The organism is Actinoallomurus sp. NPDC052274 (genome assembly GCF_040679475.1).
In the GTDB taxonomy this organism is placed as follows: Bacteria; Actinomycetota; Actinomycetes; order Streptosporangiales; family Streptosporangiaceae; genus Actinoallomurus; species Actinoallomurus liliacearum.
This window is the reverse complement of the sequence record NZ_JBFAUT010000034.1, coordinates 1-21,261: the sequence shown is the minus strand read 5'-3', so window position 1 is coordinate 21,261 and position 21,261 is coordinate 1. Positions and strand designations below refer to the sequence as shown.

Annotated in this window: 20 protein-coding genes; 4 read left to right on the top strand and 16 right to left on the bottom strand. The window is 72.4% G+C overall.

The genetic code is table 11. The features are described 5' to 3' along the window. Positions 1 to 117: 117 nt before the first annotated feature. Together uvrA and AB0K82_RS26375 are read right to left on the bottom strand one after the other, a co-directional pair. On the bottom strand, positions 118 to 2,964 hold the full coding sequence (uvrA, locus tag AB0K82_RS26380) for an excinuclease ABC subunit UvrA (RefSeq protein WP_364401656.1): 2,847 nt from the start codon (positions 2,962 to 2,964) through the stop codon (positions 118 to 120). 240 nt (positions 2,965 to 3,204) lie between these two features. Beyond that, the gene (locus tag AB0K82_RS26375) at positions 3,205 to 4,023 is read right to left on the bottom strand and encodes an MBL fold metallo-hydrolase (RefSeq protein ID WP_364401653.1); all 819 of its coding nucleotides are present in this window, start codon (positions 4,021 to 4,023) and stop codon (positions 3,205 to 3,207) included. A gap of 128 nt (positions 4,024 to 4,151) precedes the next feature. Between AB0K82_RS26375 and AB0K82_RS26370 the strand changes: the two genes are divergently transcribed. Then, positions 4,152 to 4,805 (top strand): MBL fold metallo-hydrolase, encoded by a 654-nt coding sequence (locus tag AB0K82_RS26370; RefSeq protein WP_364401651.1) that lies wholly within the window; start codon positions 4,152 to 4,154, stop codon positions 4,803 to 4,805. A 207-nt stretch (positions 4,806 to 5,012) separates the two neighbouring features. Next, positions 5,013 to 5,468 (top strand): MarR family transcriptional regulator, encoded by a 456-nt coding sequence (locus tag AB0K82_RS26365; protein ID WP_364401649.1) that lies wholly within the window; start codon positions 5,013 to 5,015, stop codon positions 5,466 to 5,468. Between the two features lie 207 nt (positions 5,469 to 5,675). Here the strand turns inward: AB0K82_RS26365 and AB0K82_RS26360 are convergent, their stop codons facing one another. The 11 genes from AB0K82_RS26360 to AB0K82_RS26310 all read right to left on the bottom strand — a co-directional run bounded on the left by AB0K82_RS26360 (position 5,676) and on the right by AB0K82_RS26310 (position 17,629). After that, the gene (locus tag AB0K82_RS26360; protein WP_364401646.1) at positions 5,676 to 6,179 is read right to left on the bottom strand and encodes a hypothetical protein; all 504 of its coding nucleotides are present in this window, start codon (positions 6,177 to 6,179) and stop codon (positions 5,676 to 5,678) included. A 90-nt stretch (positions 6,180 to 6,269) separates the two neighbouring features. Continuing rightward, positions 6,270 to 7,550: a TerC/Alx family metal homeostasis membrane protein gene (locus tag AB0K82_RS26355; RefSeq protein WP_364401643.1), complete on the bottom strand. Its 1,281-nt coding sequence runs from the start codon at positions 7,548 to 7,550 to the stop codon at positions 6,270 to 6,272. A gap of 190 nt (positions 7,551 to 7,740) precedes the next feature. Then, entirely contained in the window at positions 7,741 to 8,874 is a 1,134-nt protein-coding gene (locus AB0K82_RS26350) for a glycosyltransferase family 4 protein (RefSeq protein ID WP_364401641.1), read from the bottom strand. Beyond that, a complete protein-coding gene (locus AB0K82_RS26345) occupies positions 8,874 to 10,523 on the bottom strand; it encodes a lipid II flippase MurJ (RefSeq protein ID WP_364401638.1) in 1,650 nt (549 codons plus the stop codon). The genes AB0K82_RS26350 and AB0K82_RS26345 overlap by 1 nt, the downstream gene beginning before the upstream one ends. Continuing rightward, positions 10,520 to 11,416, bottom strand: a complete 897-nt coding sequence (locus AB0K82_RS26340; protein ID WP_364401636.1) for a hypothetical protein — start codon at positions 11,414 to 11,416, stop codon at positions 10,520 to 10,522. The genes AB0K82_RS26345 and AB0K82_RS26340 overlap by 4 nt, the downstream gene beginning before the upstream one ends. Before the next feature lie 6 nt (positions 11,417 to 11,422). Continuing rightward, positions 11,423 to 12,394 carry a copper transporter gene (locus AB0K82_RS26335; RefSeq protein ID WP_364401633.1) on the bottom strand — a complete coding sequence of 324 codons (972 nt, stop codon included), beginning with the start codon at positions 12,392 to 12,394 and terminating at the stop codon, positions 11,423 to 11,425. Then, on the bottom strand, positions 12,391 to 13,620 hold the full coding sequence (steA, locus tag AB0K82_RS26330) for a putative cytokinetic ring protein SteA (protein ID WP_364401630.1): 1,230 nt from the start codon (positions 13,618 to 13,620) through the stop codon (positions 12,391 to 12,393). The genes AB0K82_RS26335 and steA overlap by 4 nt, the downstream gene beginning before the upstream one ends. A 100-nt stretch (positions 13,621 to 13,720) precedes the next feature. Further along, positions 13,721 to 15,418: a DNA repair protein RecN gene (gene recN / locus AB0K82_RS26325; protein WP_364401792.1), complete on the bottom strand. Its 1,698-nt coding sequence runs from the start codon at positions 15,416 to 15,418 to the stop codon at positions 13,721 to 13,723. Between the two features lie 335 nt (positions 15,419 to 15,753). Further along, positions 15,754 to 16,653 carry an NAD kinase gene (locus AB0K82_RS26320; protein ID WP_364401627.1) on the bottom strand — a complete coding sequence of 300 codons (900 nt, stop codon included), beginning with the start codon at positions 16,651 to 16,653 and terminating at the stop codon, positions 15,754 to 15,756. Next, entirely contained in the window at positions 16,650 to 17,462 is an 813-nt protein-coding gene (locus tag AB0K82_RS26315) for a TlyA family RNA methyltransferase (protein WP_364401624.1), read from the bottom strand. The genes AB0K82_RS26320 and AB0K82_RS26315 overlap by 4 nt, the downstream gene beginning before the upstream one ends. After that, positions 17,459 to 17,629, bottom strand: coding sequence for a hypothetical protein (locus AB0K82_RS26310; protein WP_364401621.1), 171 nt, complete (start codon positions 17,627 to 17,629; stop codon positions 17,459 to 17,461). The genes AB0K82_RS26315 and AB0K82_RS26310 overlap by 4 nt, the downstream gene beginning before the upstream one ends. Before the next feature lie 104 nt (positions 17,630 to 17,733). Here AB0K82_RS26310 and AB0K82_RS26305 point away from each other — a divergent pair, with 104 nt between their 5' ends. Continuing rightward, positions 17,734 to 18,075 (top strand): SCP2 sterol-binding domain-containing protein, encoded by a 342-nt coding sequence (locus AB0K82_RS26305; RefSeq protein ID WP_345347396.1) that lies wholly within the window; start codon positions 17,734 to 17,736, stop codon positions 18,073 to 18,075. An 18-nt stretch (positions 18,076 to 18,093) separates the two neighbouring features. Here the strand turns inward: AB0K82_RS26305 and AB0K82_RS26300 are convergent, their stop codons facing one another. Beyond that, positions 18,094 to 19,074, bottom strand: coding sequence for an HAD-IIA family hydrolase (locus AB0K82_RS26300; RefSeq protein ID WP_364401618.1), 981 nt, complete (start codon positions 19,072 to 19,074; stop codon positions 18,094 to 18,096). 1 nt (position 19,075) lies between these two features. Beyond that, complete coding sequence (locus AB0K82_RS26295; protein ID WP_364401616.1) at positions 19,076 to 19,483, bottom strand: tetratricopeptide repeat protein; 408 nt, start codon at positions 19,481 to 19,483, stop codon at positions 19,076 to 19,078. 55 nt (positions 19,484 to 19,538) lie between these two features. Between AB0K82_RS26295 and AB0K82_RS26290 the strand changes: the two genes are divergently transcribed. Then, on the top strand, positions 19,539 to 20,792 hold the full coding sequence (locus tag AB0K82_RS26290; protein ID WP_364401613.1) for a DUF1015 domain-containing protein: 1,254 nt from the start codon (positions 19,539 to 19,541) through the stop codon (positions 20,790 to 20,792). A 67-nt stretch (positions 20,793 to 20,859) separates the two neighbouring features. On the opposite strand, the gene AB0K82_RS26285 is transcribed toward AB0K82_RS26290, so the two are convergent. Then, positions 20,860 to 21,261: hypothetical protein (locus tag AB0K82_RS26285; protein WP_364401611.1), on the bottom strand; the 402-nt coding region annotated here is incomplete at its 5' end.

Sequence of the window (21,261 nt, the reverse complement as noted above, 5' to 3'; positions counted from 1 at the left end):
TGAGCAGGTGCCCCCTTCCCCAGAAGAACGACGTTCCGGGCAGCCCAGGGCGGTCTCCGGCGGGTCGCGAGTCGTCCCGCCGGGGACCGGGCGGCCGTCTCGTCGTCCGGCCGGACCTTACGGCTGGATATCGAGGATCTTGGCGAGGAACTGACCGGTGTGGCTCTCTCCGACCCGCGCGACGTCCTCCGGGGTGCCGGACGCGACCACGGTGCCGCCGCGGGAGCCGCCCTCCGGACCCATGTCGATGATCCAGTCGGCGGTCTTGATGACGTCGAGGTTGTGCTCGATCACGATCACCGAGTTGCCCTTGTCGACCAGGCCGTTCAGCACGCCGAGCAGCTTGCGGATGTCCTCGAAGTGCAGACCGGTGGTGGGCTCGTCGAGCACGTAGATCGTGCGACCGGTGGAGCGCCGCTGCAGCTCGGAGGCGAGCTTGACCCGCTGTGCCTCACCGCCGGACAGCGTCGGCGCGGGCTGGCCGAGCCGGACGTAACCGAGGCCGACGTCGTTGAGCGTCTGCAGGTGGCGGCGGATCGCCGGGATCGCGTCGAAGAACTCCAGGGCCTCCTCGATCGGCATGTCGAGGACCTCGGAGATCGTCTTGCCCTTGTAGTGGACGTCGAGGGTCTCCCGGTTGTAGCGGGCGCCGTGGCAGACCTCGCAGGGGACGTACACGTCGGGCAGGAACTGCATCTCGATCTTGATGGTGCCGTCGCCGGAGCACGCCTCACAGCGGCCGCCCTTGACGTTGAAGGAGAAGCGGCCGGGTTGGTAGCCGCGCACCTTCGCCTCGGCGGTCGCCGCGAACAGCTTGCGGACGTGGTCGAACACGCCCGTGTAGGTCGCCGGGTTGGACCGTGGGGTGCGGCCGATCGGCGACTGGTCGACGTGCACGACCTTGTCGAGCTGGTCGACGCCGTTGATCCGCTTGTGCCGGCCGGGCACGGTGCGCGCGCCGTGCAGGTGCTTGGCCAGCGACGTGTAGAGGATGTCGTTGACCAGCGTCGACTTGCCCGACCCGGACACGCCGGTGACGGCGGTGAAGATGCCGAGCGGGAACGTCACATCGATGTCGCGCAGGTTGTGCTCGCGTGCCCCCTTCACCACCAGCTCGCGCCCGCGCTGACGCTTGCGGCGGCTCACCGGGACGGCGATCTCCTTGCGGCCGGAGATGTACGCGCCGGTCATCGAGCTCTCGTGGGCCAGAAGCTCCTCGACCGGGCCGCTCACGACCACCTGGCCGCCGTGCTCGCCCGCGCCGGGACCGATGTCGACGACCCAGTCGGCGGCCCGGATGGTGTCCTCGTCGTGCTCGACGACGATGAGCGTGTTGCCGATGTCGCGCAGCCGGATCAGCGTCTCCAGCAGGCGGTGGTTGTCGCGCTGGTGCAGCCCGATCGACGGCTCGTCCAGGACGTACAGCACGCCGACCAGACCCGAGCCGATCTGCGTGGCCAGGCGGATGCGCTGCGCCTCACCGCCGGCCAGGGTGGCCGACGCGCGGTCGAGGCTGAGGTAGTCGAGGCCGACGTCGAGGAGGAAGCCGAGCCGGGCGTTGATCTCCTTGAGCACCGCCTCGGCGATGTGCTTCTCCCGCTCGCTCAGCTCCATGTTGAGCAGGAACTTCGCGCACTCCCCGATCGGCATGGCGGCGACGTCGGCGATCGACCGGTCGTTGACCGTGACGGCCAGCACGACGGGCTTGAGCCGCTTCCCCTCGCACGACGGGCAGGGGATCTCCCGCATGTACCCCTCGAACCGCTCCCGGCTGGAGTCGCTCTCCGCCTCCGAGTGCCGCCGCTGGACGTAGGGGATCACGCCCTCGTACGTCGTGTAGTACGACCGCTGCCGGCCGTACCGGTTGCGGTAGCTCACGTGCACCTGGGTGTCGTGACCCTGCAGGATCGCCTTGCGGGCCTTGGCGGGGAGCCGCTCCCAGGCCGTGTCCAGGTCGAAGCCCATCGCGTCGCCGAGCGCGCCGAGCAGCCGCAGGAAGTAGTCGCTGATGTGGCCGTTCGACCAGGGGGAGATCGCGCCCTCGCCGAGGGTCTTCTCCGGGTCGGGGACGAGCAGCTCCGGGTCGACCTCCATGCGGGTGCCCAGGCCGGTGCAGTCGGGACAGGCGCCGTACGGGGAGTTGAACGAGAACGACCGCGGCTCGAGCTCGTCGAACGACAGGTCGTCGTACGGGCAGTAGAGGTGCTCGGAGAACATCCGCTCGCGCTGCTCGTCGTCCTCGGGGAGGTCGACGAAGTCGAGGATGACCGTGCCCCCGGAGAGGCCGAGCGCCGTCTCGATCGAGTCGGCGAGCCGGCGGCGGGCGCTCTCCTTGACGCTCAGCCGGTCGACGACGACCTCGATGTCGTGCTTCTCGTACTTCTTCAGCTTCGGCGCCTCGTCGAGGCGAACGAGCCGGCCGTCGACGCGGGCGCGGGAGAAGCCCTTGGTCTGCATCTCGCGGAACAGCTCGAGGTATTCGCCCTTGCGGCCGCGGATCACCGGGGCGAGCACCTGGAACCGGGCGCCCTCGTCGAACTCCATGACCCGGTCGACGATCTGCTGCGGGGTCTGCTTGGAGATCGTGCGGCCGCAGACCGGGCAGTGCGGGTGGCCGATGCGGGCCCAGAGCAGCCGGAGGTAGTCGTAGACCTCGGTGATGGTGCCGACCGTGGAGCGCGGGTTCTTCGAGGTCGACTTCTGGTCGATCGACACGGCCGGGGACAGGCCCTCGATGAAGTCGACGTCGGGCTTGTCCATCTGGCCGAGGAACTGACGCGCGTACGCCGAGAGGGACTCGACGTAGCGGCGCTGGCCCTCCGCGAAGATCGTGTCGAACGCGAGGCTCGACTTACCGGAGCCGGACATGCCGGTGAACACGATCAGCGCGTCGCGCGGAAGATCGAGTGAGACGTCTTTGAGGTTGTGTTCACGCGCTCCGCGCACGATGAGACGGTCAGCCACGGCGTATCGCTATCCCCTAGAGCCTGGTGGAGGCAGTCAGCTTCAGGCTAACGAGCGGACAGGCCGGTTTTCTTCCGAAAGCCCTCGCACGGCGGTCCCTCGTCGCACCGAAACCGTACACGTGTTCGAAGAGAGATCGCCACCGAAACGCCTGAGGCCCCTGTGGTTTTACTCGGACCGGCGGCTTTACCCGGACCGGCGGCTTTACCCGGACCGGCGGCTTTACCCGGACCGGCGGCTTTACTCGTGCCCGTCGTCGAGGGCGTGCTCGAGGTAGCGCGCGGCCGACCGCCGTACGGCGGCGGCGCCGTCGGCGGCGACGACCCGCCCCCACCAGCCGCCGTACACGCGCTCGAACGCGAACGGCTCCATCCGGCGCAGCGCGCGGCGGATGATCCGAGGGCGCTCGGGGATCAGATTGGGGTAGCTGTACATGAAACTCACGTACCGGCGGTCGGGAACGACGGTGAAGATGTCGCCGGTGAGCAGCGCTCCCCCGCCGTCCTCGCCGTCGCGCCAGTGCAGCACCTGGCCGCCCGCGAAGTGCACGCCCGCGTTGACCAGCGTCAGCCCGTCGCCGATCTCCCGGGTCTCGCCCTCCCAGAAGACGATCGAGTCGTCCGGCCGGGCCACCCAGTCCCGGTCGGCGGCATGGATATAGACGGGCGCGTCGAACGCGTGCGCCCATTCGATCATCGAGCCGTAGAAATGCGGGTGGCTGATCGCGATGGCGTCGACGCCGCCGAGCGCGGCGACCTGTGAGAGAAGGTCCTCGTCGAGATAGGTGATCATGTCCCAGAGGACGTTGCCCGACGGCGTCCGCACGAGCAGGGCGCGCTGACCGATCGAGGTCGGCGGCTCGGCGCCGATCCCGACGATGCCGGGCCCCTCCTCGGCGACCCTGCCGCGGTGCCCGGCGGCGCGGAGCTCGGCGAGGGTCGTCCACCGCTGGCCGTCCCACCCGACGTACTGCCGCTCGTCCTCGCAGATCGGGCAGTCCGGTCGGGGAGCGGCGTACTGCACCCCGCAGGTGCGACAGATCGGCAGGTCGTCCTCCATGATCGGGATCCTACTTCCGGGCGCACCCGCAGGCCGTCTTCCGGGTCCGCCGAGCGCGCGGCGCGTGGTGGGAGTGAAAGGATGGCAGGCAGGTGCGGTGCGCCCGAGCGCCGATGGGAGGAGAGTGCGTGTCCTACACAGGCAACGTCGAGGTCGGTGGCCCGCCCGACGTACGCGAGCTGCCCGGTCTGACCGTCACCAAGCTGGCGGTCGGGCCCTTCGACAACAACGCCTACCTCCTGCGCTGCACGGCCACCGGTGAACAGGTACTGATCGACGCCGCCAGCGAGCCGGAGCGCCTGCTCGAGCTCCTCGGTGACGCCCCGCTCTCCCGGGTCGTCACCACCCATCGGCACCAGGACCACTGGGGCGCGCTCGGCGCGGTCGTCGACGCGACCCACCCGTCGGTCGTGGCCCACCCCGACGACGCCGAGGCCCTGCCGTTGCCGGTGACCGAGCCGGTCCGGCACGGAGAGACCGTCCGGGTCGGGCAGCACACCCTGTCCGTGATCCACCTGCGCGGGCACACGCCCGGATCGATCGCGCTGCTGTACGACGACGGCGACACGCCGCATCTGTTCACCGGCGACAGCCTGTTCCCCGGCGGGCCGGGGAACACCTGGGGAGACGCGACGCTCTTCAACCGCCTCATGGACGATCTGGAGAAGCGCGTGTTCGGCGCGCTCCCGGACGAGACGTGGGTCTACCCCGGCCACGGCAAGGACACCACCCTCGGCCGCGAACGCCCGCACCTCCCGGAGTGGCGCGCGCGGGGATGGTGATCCCGATCACATTGCGCCACGATCACCGTTCCTGAGACGTTTCCCCGATACATCCCGCCGACCTCTGCGGATCGGCGTGTTCGACGTCGTCCCGATGGTTTCGCGGACGTTCGGGCATACCGGCCGCCGCGGGGTGGGGATGATGGAAGGAGACGCGCGTGACCAGCGCGTCCGGGACGCGAGCCGGGTAAGGAACAGATGACGGGCGTGACCAGGCCGGCGGCCGAGACCGAGGGCATGACGGACGTGGAGCTCGCGGCGCGGCTGCGCATGACGCTGGGCCGGCTGAGCCGTCGCGTCCGCCAGTACGGCCCCCGGACTCTGACGTCGAGCCAGGCGTCGACCCTGTCGAGCCTGGAGGCGCTGGGTCCGGTGCGTCTCGGCGACCTGGCCGCCCACGAAGGCGTCAGCGCGCCCACGCAGAGCCGGTTGGTGGCCTCCCTGGAGGCGCAGGCACTGCTGCGTCGTACTCCCGACGTCGACGACCGGCGGGCGACCCTGCTGGAGATCACCCCGGAGGGCCGCAGCCAGCTCGAACGGCTGCGCACCGAGCGGTCGGCGTTCCTGGTCGAGCGGCTCGGCACCCTGTCGCCCGAGCAGCGCGCGGCACTGGTCGCCGCCCTCGACGTCCTCGAGGACCTGGCCGCCAGCCCGGGCGACTGATCCGGCCGGGCCAAGGCGGCGCCCACACGCCCGGATCGCCGGTCACCCCGGCCGGCCCCGGCTCGCCCACACGCCCGGATCGCCGGTCACCCCGGCCGGCCCCGGCTCGCCCACACGGCCGGATCCCCGGTCGCCCCGGCCGGGCCAAGGGGGCGCCCACACGGCCGGAACGTCGGCCGCCGTCCGGCCGGGCCCCGGCGGCCCGCGCTATGCCTTGCGGTAGGTCCGCTGGGTGCCGGCGAAGAACAGTTCCCTCCCGCCGCTGACGAGTTTGACCTGCCAGTAGGAGGCGCCCTGGCCGCTCCGGTCGGAGAGGTCGAACGTCGTGGCGTCGCGCGGGGTGGCCTTGCCGCTCCAGAGCTTCTGACCGAACGCCACCCACTCACCGGTGCCGTCGGGCTGGAACTGGAAGTAGTTCTTCTCCGTGTCCTGGGTCCACTTGCCGGCCAGCGCCCGGAGCCAGGTCTTGGCGTCGGCGGAGCGTACCCGGGGCGTCGCCGGCGCGCTGGTGGGCGGCAGGTCGATGCTGCCGGGCATCGTCGACTCGGCGACCGGCGTCGCGGGTCGGGACCGCGCCGCGGCCGGTCCGCGGCCGCCGTGCCCGCGATCGCGGTCGGCGAGGGCGGTGAACGCCAGGATGCCGACGGCGGCGACCGCCAGCACGATCGAGATCGTCCGCGTCACCGCGGGCACCACCGAGGGCGAGCGCATGCGAACCTTCCCCAGAGTCATCCCCTGTGATCACGTTACAGGGGCCGGGAGGTGATCCGCCCGAAAAGGCGCGGAGGTTACGGCCGCCGGTCAGCGACGGGTACGTCCCGCCCCCGTGTCGGTGTCGGCCTGGGCGTCGCGCGCGTCGGCCTCCGTCTCGGGGGCCGGGGGGAGGCTGCCGTTCGGATGCGGGCCGGCGTCCGGTTCGGGATCCCGCCCGCGTCCAGCCGCGTCCGGGAGCGCCTGGCCGGGGACGACGGGCCCACCGGCGCCGGTCTCTCCGGCCTTCCCGGACGGCTCGGCGCCCTCGACCTTCCCGGACGGCTCGGCGTCTTCGAGCGGCCCGGTCTCTCCGGGCTTCTCGTCCGTGTCCGGCCTCCCGGCCTGACTCGTCTCGGGATCCTCGGCGGTGTCCGGAGCGCCGGGCGCGGCGCGGCGTTCGGTCTTGATGAGGCTGGCCACGGTGGTGACGAGCATCGTCACCCCGATGACGGCGAGAGAGGTGAGAGTGGAGATCTCCGGGACGCTCTCGAACCAGGTCGTGTGCATGGCCTCCATGACGAGCTTCACGCCGATGAACGCCAGGATGACCGCGAGCCCCTTGCTGAGGTACACGAGCCGGTCGAGCAGTCCCCGCAGGAGGAAGTAGAGCTGCCGCAACCCCATGAGCGCGAAGGCGTTGGCGGTGAAGACCAGGTAGGACTCCTTGGTGAGCCCGAAGATCGCCGGGATGGAGTCCAGCGCGAACAGCAGGTCGGTCGACCCGATCGCGATCATCACGATCAGCATGGGCGTCATGAGGCGCTTGCCGTCGATGCGGACGGTCATCCGGTGCTCGTGATAGTCCTCGGTCGTCGGGACGACCCGGCAGATCCAGCGGACCAGGATGTTCTCTTCGTACTCGTCCTCGTCGGGCTCGCCGCGCACCAGACCGTAGGCCGTCCAGATGAGGAAGGCCCCGAAGATGTAGAACAGCCACTCGAACCGGGACAGCGCGGCGGCCCCGACCGCGATGAAGATGCCCCGCATCACCAGCGCGATCATGATGCCGATCAGGAGCACCTTGTGCTGGTTGGCGCGGGGCACGGCGAACCGCGCCATGATGACGTAGAAGATGAACAGGTTGTCGACGCTGAGGCTGTACTCGGTGAGGTAACCGGCGAAGAACTGGGCCGAATAGTCGGCGCCGACGGCGAACAGCAGGCCGATGCCGAAGATGATCGCCAACAGGACGTAGAACGTCACCCAGGCGCTCGCCTGCCGCAGCGAGAAGTCCCGCGGCTTACCCCGGTCGACCACCCACAGGTCGAACAGGATGAACGCGAGAAGACCCAGCAGCGTGAGGCCCCAGGCCCAAAGCGTGACGTTCACGAGAGATTTTCCTCCGGTGGCAGGCAGCAGCCCCGGAGGTCTCTTCCGCCCTCACTCATCGGTGCGGGCCGACAGCACCGGGCCGCATGACACTCCTGGGACCGTGGTGACGACACTGCCGCGAAGGAATACTCCCCTCCTGCGCACTGACTATATACAAAGGCAAACCTTTCTCGTACCCGAGACGTCGTCAGCGGGCGGTCCGGATGACGCGGGCGTAGACCGACAGCAGTTGTTCGACGGCGTCGTCCTCGGTCGGCAGCCGGGATGCCCGCTCGGCCGCGGCGGACGCGAGCCGATCGGCGAGGGCCCGGTCCTCCAGCACCCGGCGCACCGCGCGTTCGAGTTCTCCGGCGTCCCCCGGAGGCACCAGGAGCGCCGCGTCGTCCACCATTCCGGGGACTCCGCCCACCCTCGTGGCGACGAGCGGCCGTCCGGCGCGCAGCACCTCCTGCACGATCAGCGGCTGGCCCTCCCAGACGCTGGGCAGGACGGCGACGTCGGCCGCGGCGAGGAGGGACGGGACGTCTGTACGGCGGCCGAGCAGGCGGACCGGGAGGTTCTCCTCCGCGATCCGGTGGCGCAGTTCGCCCTCCAGCGGTCCGTCACCGGCGATCACGACGAGCGCCGGCGGATCGAGCCGGGCCCACCCGGCGGCGGCGTCCAGCAGGGTGGGCAGCCCCTTCTGCTCGGCCAGGCGCGCCACCGTGAGGACCAGCGGGCTGTCCCCGGCGGCGAGCTCTGCGCGGATCCGCTTGGGCGCCGCGGGGTCCTCGGAGGGCGGCATGGCCGGGGCGGGCACCAGGGCGGGGCCCACCGAGCGCGCGCCGAGCGCGCGCATCCGCTCCTCCAGGTCCGGGGAGACGCCCAGGACCTCGGCCGCGCCGCGGGCGACGACGCGTTCGAGCGTCGTGTACGCCGCGCCGGTCAGGCCGCCCGCGATCGACGCGTTGTGCAGGGTGACGACGAGCGGCGGGCCCGCCGAGCCGAGGCGCAGCGGGCCCGGCACGGTACGGAGGCGGGCGAGCGCCGCCAGCCCTCCGGCCCGCAGCCCGTGCGCGTGGACGACGTCGGCGTCCTGGGTCAGGCGCCGGATCCGGGCCACGGCCCGCACGTCGCCGACCGGGTGCGGGCGGTCGGCGATCTCTACCGGGGCGAAGCCCGCCCTGGACTCGGTGTAGCCGAACAGCGTGTCGGCCGAGGCCGGCCCGAGCACGACGACCTTCACGCCGCGCGCTCGCAGGCCGTCGGCCATCGACCGGACGTGCCGTCCCACGCCGCCGGCGCTGGTGGCGAGCACGAGCGCGACCTTCAATCCGTCCATCACAGCCTCCGCCTGATCAGTCCTCGCAGATCATCCGGATCCCCCAGGTAGGCGACGACCGCGAACGCCGCGGCGGCCGCCACCGCGGCGAGCACGCCCACGCCCAGGCTGGCGGCCAGGCCGGTGGCGCCGAACACGGCGACCACACCCGCGCCCGCGGCGTATCCGGCCGCCGCACCGGCCAGTCCTGTCACCGCTGCCCGGCCGACGCCGCGCAGCGCGGCGCCGCCCCTGGTCCGCGCCAACATCAGCAGCAGGAGGGCGCCGGCGACCGTCATGCCGATCGAGTTGCCCAGTCCGAGCGCGGCGACGGCGTCGCGCCGCCCGGCCGCCAGCACCAGCGCCACCTCGGCCGCGATCACCGCGGCCCAGCCGGTCACCTGGGCGGCCGCCGAGACCCGGCCCTTCCCGACGGCGAACAGGGTGCGGCCGACATGCGCCATCAGCCCGTAACCGAGCAGGCCGGGGGCGAACGCCACGATGGCCCGCGCCAGGTCGATGGGCGGCACCTGCCCCTTGGCGCCCAGCAGGAACACCCGGGCGACGGGGAGCGCGGTCGCGGCCAGGACGGCGGCGCCCGCGCACGACAGCAAAACGATCGCCCGCGTCGTGCGCGCGGCGGTGCGGTCGAACGCCTCGTGGTCCCCCTCGCTCGCGCGGGCCGACAGAAGCGGGAAGGCGCTGGTCGCGACCGGCACGGCCAGGACGGCGTACGGCAGCTGGAACAGCGCCCAGGCGTACTGGTAGACCGGCAGCGCGCCGCCGCCGCCCTTCTGGTTGGCCAGCAGGATCGCCAGGCCCCAGGCCGCCTGCTGGGCGACGAGGGTGGCCAGCCCGGCGAGGGCCAGCCGCCGGATGCGCACGGCGACGCCGGGCGGGAAGGTCAGGGCCGGCCGCAGCCGGAGCCGCAGCCGCGCGGCGGGGCCGACCACCGTGGCGACCAGGGCGACCACGCCGAGGGTCGTCCCCACCGACAGCGTGAGCTCCGCCGCCCTGGTCACGGTGGACAGGTCGTGCTGGTTCGGGGCCTGCCGGTAGGCGGCGCCGGTCGACAGGAACATCAGGTACGCGCCGATGACGACGAGGCTCGACACGAGCGGCGCGAGCGCGGGGCCGAGGAACCGGCGGTGCGCCTGCAGGACGCCGTACATCACGACGGCGAGCCCGTAGAACAGGATCTGCGGCGCGAACGCGACCAGCATCCGGGTGCCCGCGTCGACCACCTGCTCCTTCGAGCAGCCCGGCACGTGGCGGCCGGCCAGGAACGTGATCACCGGCCGGGCCGCCAGCGCGGCGGCCAGGCTGAGCGGCACGAGGACCAGAACGGTCCACGTCATCAGCGCGGACGCGATCCGGCGGGCCTCGGGCGCCCCGCGCGCCGCCGGGCCGGCCAGCACGGGCACGACGAGACCGGCGAGCGCTCCCCCGGCCACGACCTCGAACAGGATGTTCGTCACCTGGTTGCCGGTGAAGTACGCCGTGGCGAGGCAGTCGTTGCCGACCGTGTGGGACAGGACGAGGCTGCGGGAGAAGCCGACGACGCGGGCGAAGACGGTGATGACGCCGATGAGCACGGCGGCGCCCGCGATGCCCGCGCCCCGGCCGGCGGCGGTGGGCTCGGCCTCCTTCGTCACATCAGGTCTGGTCACGAGGTGTCCGCTGAACGCGCCTCCGGCACGACGGGTCGGCGGCCCAACTGGTCGAGCCGGTTCAACGGCGGCGTCGCCTGGATGACCTTGGTGAAGCTGACGAACTCGCTCGCGGCGTTCAGCGCCGTGACCCCGGCGAGGACGCCGAGGCGGGATCGCCTGCTCAGGCCGGTCGCGGCCAGGCCGATCAGCGCGCCGAGGGAGTTCGCCCCCGCGTCGCCGAGCATGGCCCGCTCGCCGAGGTCCTCCGGCAGCAGTGCGAGCGCCGCGCCGAGCGGCGCGGCGGCGACGGCCGAGCCGCTGAGCAGGCCGGCGAACCTGCCGCGCGGCGCTCCGGGCGCCGGCGGGGCGAACACCAGCGGGCTCGCCAGCAGCCCGGCCTTGATGGCCCGGCCGGGCCGCAGGTCGAACAGGTTGAGCAGGTTCGCGGTGCCGGCGATGAGCGCGCCGTTGATCAGGATGTCGAGTGCCGCGCCGCGGCGGGTCGGGGCGCCGGTGCCCGCGACGACGGCGGCCGCCAGGCCGACGGCGCCGATGCCCAGGATCTTCACCGCGCCGGTGGTCACCTCGCCGCGGGCCAGGGCCGACAGGTGTCCCTTGAAGCCACGGGAGCCGCCCGATCCGGCGAGGTCGTCGTAGCCGCCGAGGGCGCCGGTGACACCGCCCGCGAGGATCGCGGCGGCCCGCATCCGCGCCGGCACGCCCGGCGCGACGGCGATCCCGGTGACCGCGCCGACCGCGAACGCCGGTCCTTCGAGCAGCGTCACCGGCTCACCGCGGTGGTTGGTCCGCACCCAGAGCTTCTCGTCCCGGGGCGGGCGACGGGTCAGCGCGATGTACGCGGCCCGTGCCGCCGCCGCGCCCAGCACGGCTCCCGCCACTGCCTTACGCATGCCGCCTCACTTCTTCCTCGTCATCGTGGGCGTGGGCGTCGGGATCGGGGTCGGAAGCGCACCGTCCGCCTTGGACCCGATGCCGTAGTCGCCGACCTTGCCCTGCTTCGCGGCGGCCAGCGCCAGGACGGCCGTGAGCCGCCCGGCCGGAATGTCGCCCGTGTCGACCGTGGCGACGTGGCCCTTCACGTCGTCGTCGTCGCGGAGCGCCTTGATCATCCCGCCCTCGGTCGCCGAGTCCGGATCGCCCACCACGACCGTGCCCCCGCCGTAGGTGTAGAGGGCCATGGGCAGCGCGCCGAGCGCCTTGTTGTCGGCGTCGGCGTTCTTGTCGCTGCTCGCGGCGGCGGGCGCGATCACGATGGCGAGTGTCGCACGGGTCGCGGGCTGCCCGCTGTAAGTCAGGAAACCCGCCTCCTTGAACCCGGACAGCACCTGCCCGGCGGCCGGGTCCTCCTGGCCGTTGCGCGCCGCCTGCTTGGTCACCAGGACCCAGGCCAGCTCGTCGGCGGTGCGGTCGTACGACGTCGCGTCCGCGGAGAAGGTCAGGCCCGCCGGCTTGAGCCGGTCGGTCAGCTCGTTCAGCGTGGCCTGCTGGTTCGGGTCGAGGTACTTGTTCTGCAGGGTGACGTAGCCGCTGATCCGCGCGCCGGCCTTGCTCACCATGTCGGCCGTCTGCGCCCGCATCTGGTCGTCCGCGCCGGGGGCCTCCACGAACACGACGCTCTGGTCCTTGAGCCGGCCGGCGACGACCTGCCCGGCGGCCGCGCCGATCACCTGGTTGTCGTAGGTGCTCACCTGCCCGGCCGCGTTGTTCTGCCGCCGTAGCGCCTCGTTGCTGTTCTTGAGGCGGTTGGAGGTGTCCTTGAGCTGGTCGACCAGCGGGCCCCGCAGCGCCGAGGCGCCCACGACGAGGCCGAGCGCCAGCGCGAGGAAGACCGCGATGATGGAGACGAGGTGGTACCGGAAATCGATCACGTGAAGAGTCCGTTTAGCCAGTAGACGAATTGGTGCCACCAGTCGGCGACGGCGGGCTCGAAGGCCTCTCCGGCCGGCGAGGAGACGATCGCGGCGACCATCGCGACGAGCGTGGCGGCGATCAGCAGGATCAGCGAGGACCCCTTGATGCGGCTGCGGTACAGCCGGCTCACGCCCTTGGCGTCGACCAGCTTGCTGCCCACCCGCAACCGGGTCAGGAACGTGCTGGCCATGCCGGCGCGTCCCTTGTCGAGGAACTCCACGAGCGTCGCGTGGGTGCCGACGGCGACGATCAGCGTGGCGCCCTTGTCGTCGGCGAGCAGCATGGCGATGTCCTCGCTGGTCCCGGTGGCGGGGAAGACGACGCCCTCCCGCCCCAGGTCGTGGACGCGGCTCAGGCCCGGCGCCCGGCCGTCGCGATAGGCGTGCACGACGAGCTCGGCGCCCGACGTGAGCGCCTCGTCCGACACGGAGTCCATGTCGCCGACGATCATGTGCGGCCGGTAGCCGGCCTCCATCAGCGCGTCGGCCCCGCCGTCCACGCCGATCAGCACCGGGCGGTATTCGCGGATGTAGGGCCGCAGGGTCGCGATGTCCTCGCGGTAGTGGTAACCCCGCACGACGATCAGGACGTGCCGGCCATCCAGGTCCGTCGTGATGTCGGGCACGCCGACGCCGTCGAGCAGCAGGTCGCGTTCGCGCTTGAGGTACTCCATCGTGTTGGCGGCGAACGCCTCGAGCTGGGCGGGCAGCTCCGCCCGGGCCTCGGTCATCGCCGCCTCGACCGACTCCTCGGTCTGCCGGATGCCCTTGGCGGCGACCTGCTCACCGAGGTAGACGGCCTCGCCGTCGACGCGGACGACGTCGCCCTCGTGCACCTTGGTGAACACGTCGGGCCCCACGTCGTCGATCAGGGGGATGCCCGCCTCGACGAGGATCTGCGGGCCGAGGTTGGGATACCGCCCGGAGATGCTGCGCGCCACGTTGATCACGGCGGCGACGTGGCAGGACGCCAGCGCCTCCGCGCTGACCCGGTCGAGGTCGACGTGATCGATGATCGCGATGTCGCCCGGTTCGAGGCGCTTGGTCAGCTTCTTGGTCCTGCCGTCGAGGCGGGCGACGCCGGTGAGCCCGGTCTCCCCGTCACGACGGTCACGGCGCAGCCCACGCCGAAGCGGCACCCGCAGGCGGGCGCCGCTCTTGATCTTCGGGGAGACGTCGTTCATCGCTGCCAATCCTGCCAGAGCCCGGACAGTGCCATCGGTAACGACGACCGTTATGGCGTGTTCGTTCGCCCACCGCCGGTGGTCGTACCGACGACGTGGTTCAGCGCTCCGCGACCGCGATGGCCAGCAGTTCCTCGGCGTGCGCCCGCCCCAGCTCGGAGTCCTCCATGCCCGCGAGCATCCGGGACAACTCGCGGACCCGTGCATCGGCGTCCAGGGCGGTCACGCCGCTGCGGACCACGCGCCCGTCGTTGGACTTCTCCACCACCAGGTGCTGGTCGGCGAACGCCGCGACCTGCGGGAGATGAGTGACCACGATCACCTGGGCCGACCGGGCGAGGCGGGCCAGCCGCCGCCCGACCTCCACGGCGGCCTTGCCGCCGACCCCCGCGTCGACCTCGTCGAACACGAACGTCGGCACCGGGTCTGCGCCGGCGAAGACGACCTCGATCGCCAGCATCACCCGGGACAGCTCACCACCGGACGCGCCCTTGTGCAGCGGCAGCGGCGGCGCCCCCGGGTGGGAGGCGAGCCGCAGTTCGACCTCGTCCACGCCGTACGGGCCGAACTCCTCCTGCGGCGTCACGGCGACGACCACACTGGCATGCGGCATGGCCAGCGCGGCCAGCTCCGCCGTGACCGCCTCGGACAGGCGTTCGGCGGCGGCCGTGCGCAGCGCGGTCAGCTCTGCGGACAGTTCGCCGAGCTGCCGGGTGAGGTCCTCGTGCTCGGCGCGCAGCTCGTCGATGCGGTCGTCGTCGGAGTCGAGCTCGGCCAGGCGCAGGGCGGACCGCTCCGCCCATTCGAGAACCTCGGCGATGGTCGCGCCGTACTTGCGGGTCAGCCCGGCCAGGGCGGCGCGGCGCTCCTGCACGCTCGCGAGGAGGGCCGGATCGGCCTCGATCGACTCGGCGTAGCCGGCGAGCTCGGCGGCGACGTCCGACACGACGTACACGGCCTCGGACAGCCGGTCGGCCTGCCCGGCGAGCGCCTCGTCGTGGGCGCGGACGGCCTCGAGGGCCTGGCGGGCCGAGCTCAGCAGCCCGATGGCGTCGACGACGCCGGTGACGGCCGTCGGGTCGCCCTGCAGCGCCTCGTGGGCGGTCGTCGCGGCCGTACGGAGCGCGTCGGCGTGCGCCAGCCGCTCCTCCTCCGCCGCCAGGAGCTCGTCCTCCCCCGGCTTCGGGTCGGCCTTCTCGATCTCCTCCAGGCCGAACCGCAGCAGGTCGGCCTCCTGTGCCCGCTCCCGGGCCCGGGTGGTCAGCTCCTCCATGAGCGCGGAGACCTCCCGGTGCCGCCGGTACGCGGCAGTGTAGGCGCGCAGCGGCTTGGCCAGGTCGTCGCCGGCGAAGCGGTCCAGGGCCGCCCGCTGGCGGCCGGGCTGCAGGAGCCGCTGCTGGTCGGACTGGCCGTGCACGGCGACGAGGTCGTCGGCCAGGTTGATCAGCACCGAGACCGGCGCCTGCCGGCCGCCGACGTGGGCCCGCGACCGGCCCTCCGCCGACACCGACCGGGTGAGGATCAGCGCGCCGTCGTCGAGCTCGCCGCCGGCCTCCTCGACCCGCGCGGCGACCCTGCCGTCCTCGTCCAGGACGATGCGGCCCTCGACGGTCGCCCGGTCGGCCCCGGGCCGGACCCGCTGCGGGTCGGCGCGGCCGCCGAACAGCAGGCCCAGGCTGGTGACGACCATCGTCTTACCGGCCCCGGTCTCGCCGGTGACCACGTTGAAGCCCGGTGACAGCTCGAGGACGGCCTCCTCGATCACCCCGAGGTTCTGAATCCGTACTTCCTCGACCATGGGCCGTACCCGGCTGGTTGCGTCGGTCACGAAGGCCCTCCTGTCCGCAGACACCCGGCGCGCCCGAGGCTACTCGGTCATGATGCCTCCTTCGTCGGCCTCATGACCAAGGTGCTCTGCTTATTGATGTCCTCGCTTCGCTCGGCCATGAGCCCGTCGGCCCCGATGCGCGGGACCGTGATCGGACCTCCCCAGGCGAACACGTGTTCGGCTCAGCGTAGAGGGCACTTCGCCGCGGAGGAAACCGCCGGGCGTGTCGCCCCTCCTCGCCGTCCGCCTCTCAGCGGCACGAAATCCCAGGTCAGCGGGGACGGCATCCGTTGCCCGACGCGGCGTCACTCATCGCGGACACGGCCGCGCCAGCCGGCGACCGGCAGGCCGAACTTCGTGACGAGCCGGTCGGTGAACGGCGTCTGGTGCAGCCGCGCCAGCCGGACCGGCCGCTCGCCGCGCCGGACCTCGACCCGCGCGCCGGCGGGCAGGTCGATCGGCCGGCTGCCGTCGCACCACAGCACGCCGCCGGAGCTCGTCGGAATCAGCTCGATGGCGACCACGGACCGGGGCGAGACCACCATGGGCCGGGAGAACAGCGCGTGCGCGCTGATCGGCACGACCAGCATCGCCTCGACCTCGGGCCACACGACGGGACCGCCGGCGGAGAAGGCGTACGCCGTCGACCCGGTCGGGGTGGCGCAGACCACGCCGTCACATCCCCAGCTCGACAGCGGCCGCCCGTCGATCTCGGCGACGACCTCCAGCATCCGCTGCCGGGAGGCCTTCTCGACGGCCGCCTCGTTCAGCGCCCAGCCGGTGCTCGTGACGGTGCCGTTCTGCCGGACGACCACGTCGATCGTCATGCGCTCCTCGACGTCGTACCGGCGCGTGGCGACCTTGTCGACCGTGGCGGCGAGATCCTCCCGCTCCGCCTCCGCGAGGAAGCCGACGTGCCCGAGGTTCACGCCGAGCAGCGGCGTGCCGGAACGCCTGGCCAGGTCGGCGGCCCGCAGGATCGTGCCGTCGCCACCGAGGACGATCACCATCTCGGCGCCCTCGGCAGCCGCCGCGGAGACCGGCATGACGTCCGCGCCGGCGCACTGCAGGTCCTCGGCCTCGCTGTCCAGCACCCGCACGCAGATGCCGGCCTCGCTCAACCGGCTGATCACCAGCTGCGAGCTGCGCACCGCCGCGCTGCGGCCCGTGTGCGTCACGACCAGGACGGATCTCTTGTCTGTCATGCGGGCCCTTCTGCCACGGCCTTGTCCAGCAGGACGTCATCGAGGGGCGGGGCGCCCGCCCGTAGCCACAGAAAGTATTCGACGTTCCCGGAAGGACCGGGCAACGGGCTCGCCGTCACGCCGCGCACTCCCAGGCCGAGCGTCTCGGCGTGCCGGGCGACGTCGCGCACCGCCTCGGCGCGCAGCGCGGGATCCCGTACGACACCGCCCGCGCCGACGCGCTCCTTGCCCACCTCGAACTGCGGCTTGACCATCATCGCGTAGTCCGCGTCGGCGGCGACGCAGCGCTGGATGGGGGCCAGCACGAGACGGAGCGAGATGAACGACAGATCCGCCACCACCAGGTCCGGCGGCTCGCCGTCGCCGGTGACGACCTGCTCCGGCGTCAGGTCGCGGATGTTGACGCGTTCGAGGACCGTCACGCGCTCGTCCGTGCGCAGGGACCAGGCGATCTGGCCGTACCCCACGTCGACCGCGACGACGTGCGCCGCGCCCGCGCGCAGCAGCACGTCGGTGAAGCCGCCGGTCGACGCGCCCGCGTCGAGGCAGCGCCGGCCCTCGACCCGCAGGTCGGCGAACGCCTCGAGGGCCCCGGCGAGCTTGTGGCCGCCGCGTGAGACGTAGTCGGGACCGGTCTCCGCCGGCCGCACGACGATGGCCGCGGAGGTCTCGACCTGGGTGGCGGGCTTGGCGGCGGTGCGGCCGGCGACGGTGACGCGCCCCTCGGCGACCAGGTCCACCGCGTGCTCGCGCGACCGGGCCAGGCCCCGCCGGACCAGCTCGCTGTCCAGCCGCCGGCGAGCGCTCACGGGGCGACCACCTCGTCGAGGCCCGTCAGGGCCTCCTGCAGCCGCCGGTGGACGTCCGCGAAGACCGCCGGGTGCTCGGTCAGGGGCGCCTGGTCCAGTTCGGTGAGGCGGGCCAGCGCGGCGTCGACCCGCTCGTCGCCCGTGGTGTCCCCTTCGATGCCGTTCACCTGTACCCTTCCCTTCGCCGCCGGTCGCGTCCGGCTCAAGAAGAACGCTACCGTCCGTTGACGACACCGGTGTCGAGGACGATGACGGGGGAACTGACCTGACGATGGCCACCGCCCAGGAAGCGCGCTCGGCGCTCGAGCGCATCGCCGCCCGGCTCACCGAGGTGGACGCCGACGACCTCGCCAAGCACGTCGTCGAGCGGACCATCAGCTGCCGCGTGCCCGATCTCGGACTGATCTTCCTCACCCGGATCCACAAGGGCGGCCTCGACGAGTTCCAGACCGTCGGCGACGCCGACTCCGCCCAGGTCCGGCTCACGGTCAGCAGCGACGACCTGGTGGCGCTGGCCACCGACGAGCTCCACGTCGCCAAGGCGTGGGCGACGGGCCGGCTCAAGATCGAGGCCAGCCTGGGCGACCTGTTGCGGCTCCGGAAGATCCTCTAGCCCGCGGCCGGCGCCGGGTCACGACAGGCGGTCCCAGACCTCCTGCGCCGTCGCGGCGTCGCCGGACTCCCAGGCCGCGACGCAGAGCGCGCGCAGGGCGTCGACGCGGTCCCCCGAGCCCTCGACCGAGAAGCCGGGCCCGACCGTCCAGCCTCCGCAGTGGTACGAGCCGTCGGCGCGTCGTACCTCCGGGTGCGGTACGAGGAGGCCGGCCAGGTCGTCGGCGACGTAGGTCGGGCGTTCGCGCGGCGGCGCGGCCAGCAGCGCCCGCGCGTCGGTGACGCCGGTCAGCACGAGCAGACTGTCGGCCCCGCCGTTGTTGGCGCCCTCGATGTCGGTGTCCAGGCGGTCCCCGACGATCAGGGGCTGCCGCGCGCCCGTGCGCAGGATCGTCTCGCGGTGCAGCGGCAACTCGGGTTTGCCGGTGACGATGGGATCCACGCCGGTCGCGGTACGGATCACCTGCACCAGCGCTCCGTTGCCCGGCCTCGGCGGTCCGCCCGGGCTCGGGATCGTGCGGTCGGCGTTGGACGCGACGAACAGCGCGCCCGCGGCGACCGCGCGCCCCCCCTCGGCCATCAGCTCGTACGACAGCCCCGGCGCGAAGCCCTGGACGACGGCCGCGGGCCGCTCGGCGGCCGTCGACACCGGCCGCAGGCCCACGGCCCGCACCGCGTGCCGCAGGCCGGTGCCGCCGACGACGAGGACCTTCGAACCGGCCGGCAAACGCTCCGCAAGGACGCGTGCGGCGGCCTGCGCGGACGTCACGACGTCCTCGGCCGCCGCGGGCACCCCGACCTCGGTGATGAGCGCGGCCGTCGCGCTCGGCGTGCGTGACGCGTTGTTGGTCGCGAACGCCAGGCGCATGCCCTCCGCCCGCGCCTTGGCCAGCGCGTCGGCCGCCCCCGGCACCGGGTGGCGGCCGATGTAGATCACCCCGTCCAGGTCCAGAACGGCCACGTCGTAGACCTCGGCGAGCGGCCGGTCGCTGCCTCGCATCTCATCCCTTCCGGGCTCGCGCGTGCCGCAGCGCGGTCGCGTAGTGCTTGTTCTCCGGACGCATCGCGCAGGCGAGCGCCAGGTGCTCGACCGCCTCCGCGAGGTCGCCCGTACGGGTCAGGGCCATGCCCAGGCCGAACAACGCGTAGTCCTCGGCCGGATCGGCCTCGACGATCATACGGAAGTTCGCGGCGGCCTCGGCGTACCGCTTCGCACCGTACTGGGCGCGGGCCAGCGCCTCCCGGACGCTCCGGGACGACGGCTCGGCGGCCGCCGCGTGCTCAAGGATCTGGATCGCGGCGGCCGGGCTGCCACCGTTGAGGAGTTCGAGACCGCGCTGGTACCACTCGTAGACGCCGCCGGCCGGGACACCCGGGGAATCAGGACCGTGATCCGCACCTTGAACCATGTGTGACTCCGTTCGTCGACTCCACTTGTGTCCCAACAACGGCGCGGTATCTAACATGCCCGATGTGACGATTGATCCCGGACTTGCGCTGCGTCCGTTCCGAGCCGTGCGGTACGACACGGCGCAGGTGAGCTCGCTCGCCGCGGTGACGTCTCCCCCGTACGACCTGATCGACGAGGAGTCGCTGGCGCGGTTCATGGCCGAGGAACCGCACAACGTGGTCCGGCTGATCCTCCCGCAGGACGACTACCGGGAGGCCGCCGAGACGCTGCGCTCGTGGCTGGCGTCCGGCATCCTCACCGTCGACGACGAACCCGCGCTGTACGTCTACGAGGAGGTCTCCGGCTCGGTCGTCCAGCGGGGCCTGATCGGAGCGGTCGGCGTGCACGAGGACGGGTCCGGCGTGATCCTGCCGCACGAGCACGTCTACCCCGGCCCCGTACGGGACCGGCTGGCCCTGATGACGGCGACCGAGGCGAACCTCGAGCCGATATTCCTGCTGTACGAGGGCGGCGCCGACTCGGCCGCCGCGCGGGTCGTCGACCAGGTCGCGTCCTCCCTGCCGCCGATCCTGGAGGCGAGCACGGGCGATGACGTGCGCCACCGGCTGTGGGCGATCCGGGACCCGGCCGAACAGGCGAAGATCGCCGAAGACCTGCGCGGGCGGCAGGCGCTCATCGCCGACGGCCACCACCGCTACGCCACCTATCAGGCGCTTCGCGGGCACTACGCCGGGCAGGGGCCGTGGGACTACGGGCTCGCGCTGCTCGTGGACTCCGTCGCGTACCCGCCGCGGCTGAGCGCGATCCACCGGGTGCTGCCCGGACTGCCCCTCGCCGAGGCCGTACGGCGGGCGAAGGCGGCCTTCCGCGTCGAACCGGTCGGCCCGGACCTGGCGGCCGGGCTGCAGCGGCTCGCCGCCCACGACGACACGGCCTTCCTGCTGGCCGGCGCAGAAGGTTTCTTCCTGCTCACCGACCCGGATCCGGCGCAGGTGGCACACTCCATGCCCGAAGGGTCCTCCGAGCTGTGGCGGCGCCTGGACACCGCCGTGCTGCATCGGCTGCTCATCCCGCGGCTGTGGGGCGTCGAGGACGACGAGAGCAACGTACGGATCGTCCACCACGACGCCGCACGCGCGGTCGCGAAGGCCCGGCGCGGAAACGGCACGGCCGTGATCCTCAACCCGCTCAAGGTTCCGGACGTGCTGGCGGTCGCGGCCAACGGCGAGAAGGTGCCCCGCAAGTCCACGTCTTTCGGCCCGAAGCCCCGTACGGGCCTGGTCATGCGGACCTTCGCCGCCGGCTGACGGACCACGGCTCGCCGCGGGCGCAACCGTGGTCCCGGGCCGGTCGGGCCGGCCCGGGATCCGTCGGCTAGCGCCGGGCGGCGAGGAGCTGCCCGGCCTCGTACTTGTCGATGATCAGGCCGAGCTGGGCGTACTTCTCGCTGTAGGCCACTGGGTGCGCGCCCGGCTGCGTCGGCGGCCGGTTCGGGTCCTGGTACTGGTCACCGAGGTTGGAGAAGACCGCGATGATGTAGTTGCGGCCGTTCTTGCCCGGCAGGGACCGGACGATGCCCGCGTCGCTGCCGGAGTTGGAGACCAGGCCGGTCTTGTGGGCGAAGGTGACCTCGGCCTTGGCGTTGCAGGGCCGCACGTCGTGCTGGTAGGCGTCCCCATCCACGGTCACGGTGCCGTCGGCGGCGATCCACCGGGACGGGACGAGCTGCGGGATGCCGGGGGCCGGGTAGTCCGCCCCACACCAGTTCGTGGTGGA

Coding starts and splice junctions, on each gene's coding strand:
- AB0K82_RS26360 (WP_364401646.1), bottom strand. CDS start 6,179: ATGCGCTCGCCCTCGGTGGTGCCCGCGGTGACGCGGACGATCTCGATC.
- steA (WP_364401630.1), bottom strand. CDS start 13,620: ATGAACGACGTCTCCCCGAAGATCAAGAGCGGCGCCCGCCTGCGGGTG.
- AB0K82_RS26295 (WP_364401616.1), bottom strand. CDS start 19,483: ATGGTTCAAGGTGCGGATCACGGTCCTGATTCCCCGGGTGTCCCGGCC.
- AB0K82_RS26305 (WP_345347396.1), top strand. CDS start 17,734: ATGGCCACCGCCCAGGAAGCGCGCTCGGCGCTCGAGCGCATCGCCGCC.
- AB0K82_RS26375 (WP_364401653.1), bottom strand. CDS start 4,023: ATGGAGGACGACCTGCCGATCTGTCGCACCTGCGGGGTGCAGTACGCC.
- AB0K82_RS26340 (WP_364401636.1), bottom strand. CDS start 11,416: ATGCGTAAGGCAGTGGCGGGAGCCGTGCTGGGCGCGGCGGCGGCACGG.
- AB0K82_RS26290 (WP_364401613.1), top strand. CDS start 19,539: ATGCCCGATGTGACGATTGATCCCGGACTTGCGCTGCGTCCGTTCCGA.
- recN (WP_364401792.1), bottom strand. CDS start 15,418: ATGGTCGAGGAAGTACGGATTCAGAACCTCGGGGTGATCGAGGAGGCC.
- AB0K82_RS26300 (WP_364401618.1), bottom strand. CDS start 19,074: ATGCGAGGCAGCGACCGGCCGCTCGCCGAGGTCTACGACGTGGCCGTT.
- AB0K82_RS26350 (WP_364401641.1), bottom strand. CDS start 8,874: ATGGACGGATTGAAGGTCGCGCTCGTGCTCGCCACCAGCGCCGGCGGC.
- AB0K82_RS26320 (WP_364401627.1), bottom strand. CDS start 16,653: ATGACAGACAAGAGATCCGTCCTGGTCGTGACGCACACGGGCCGCAGC.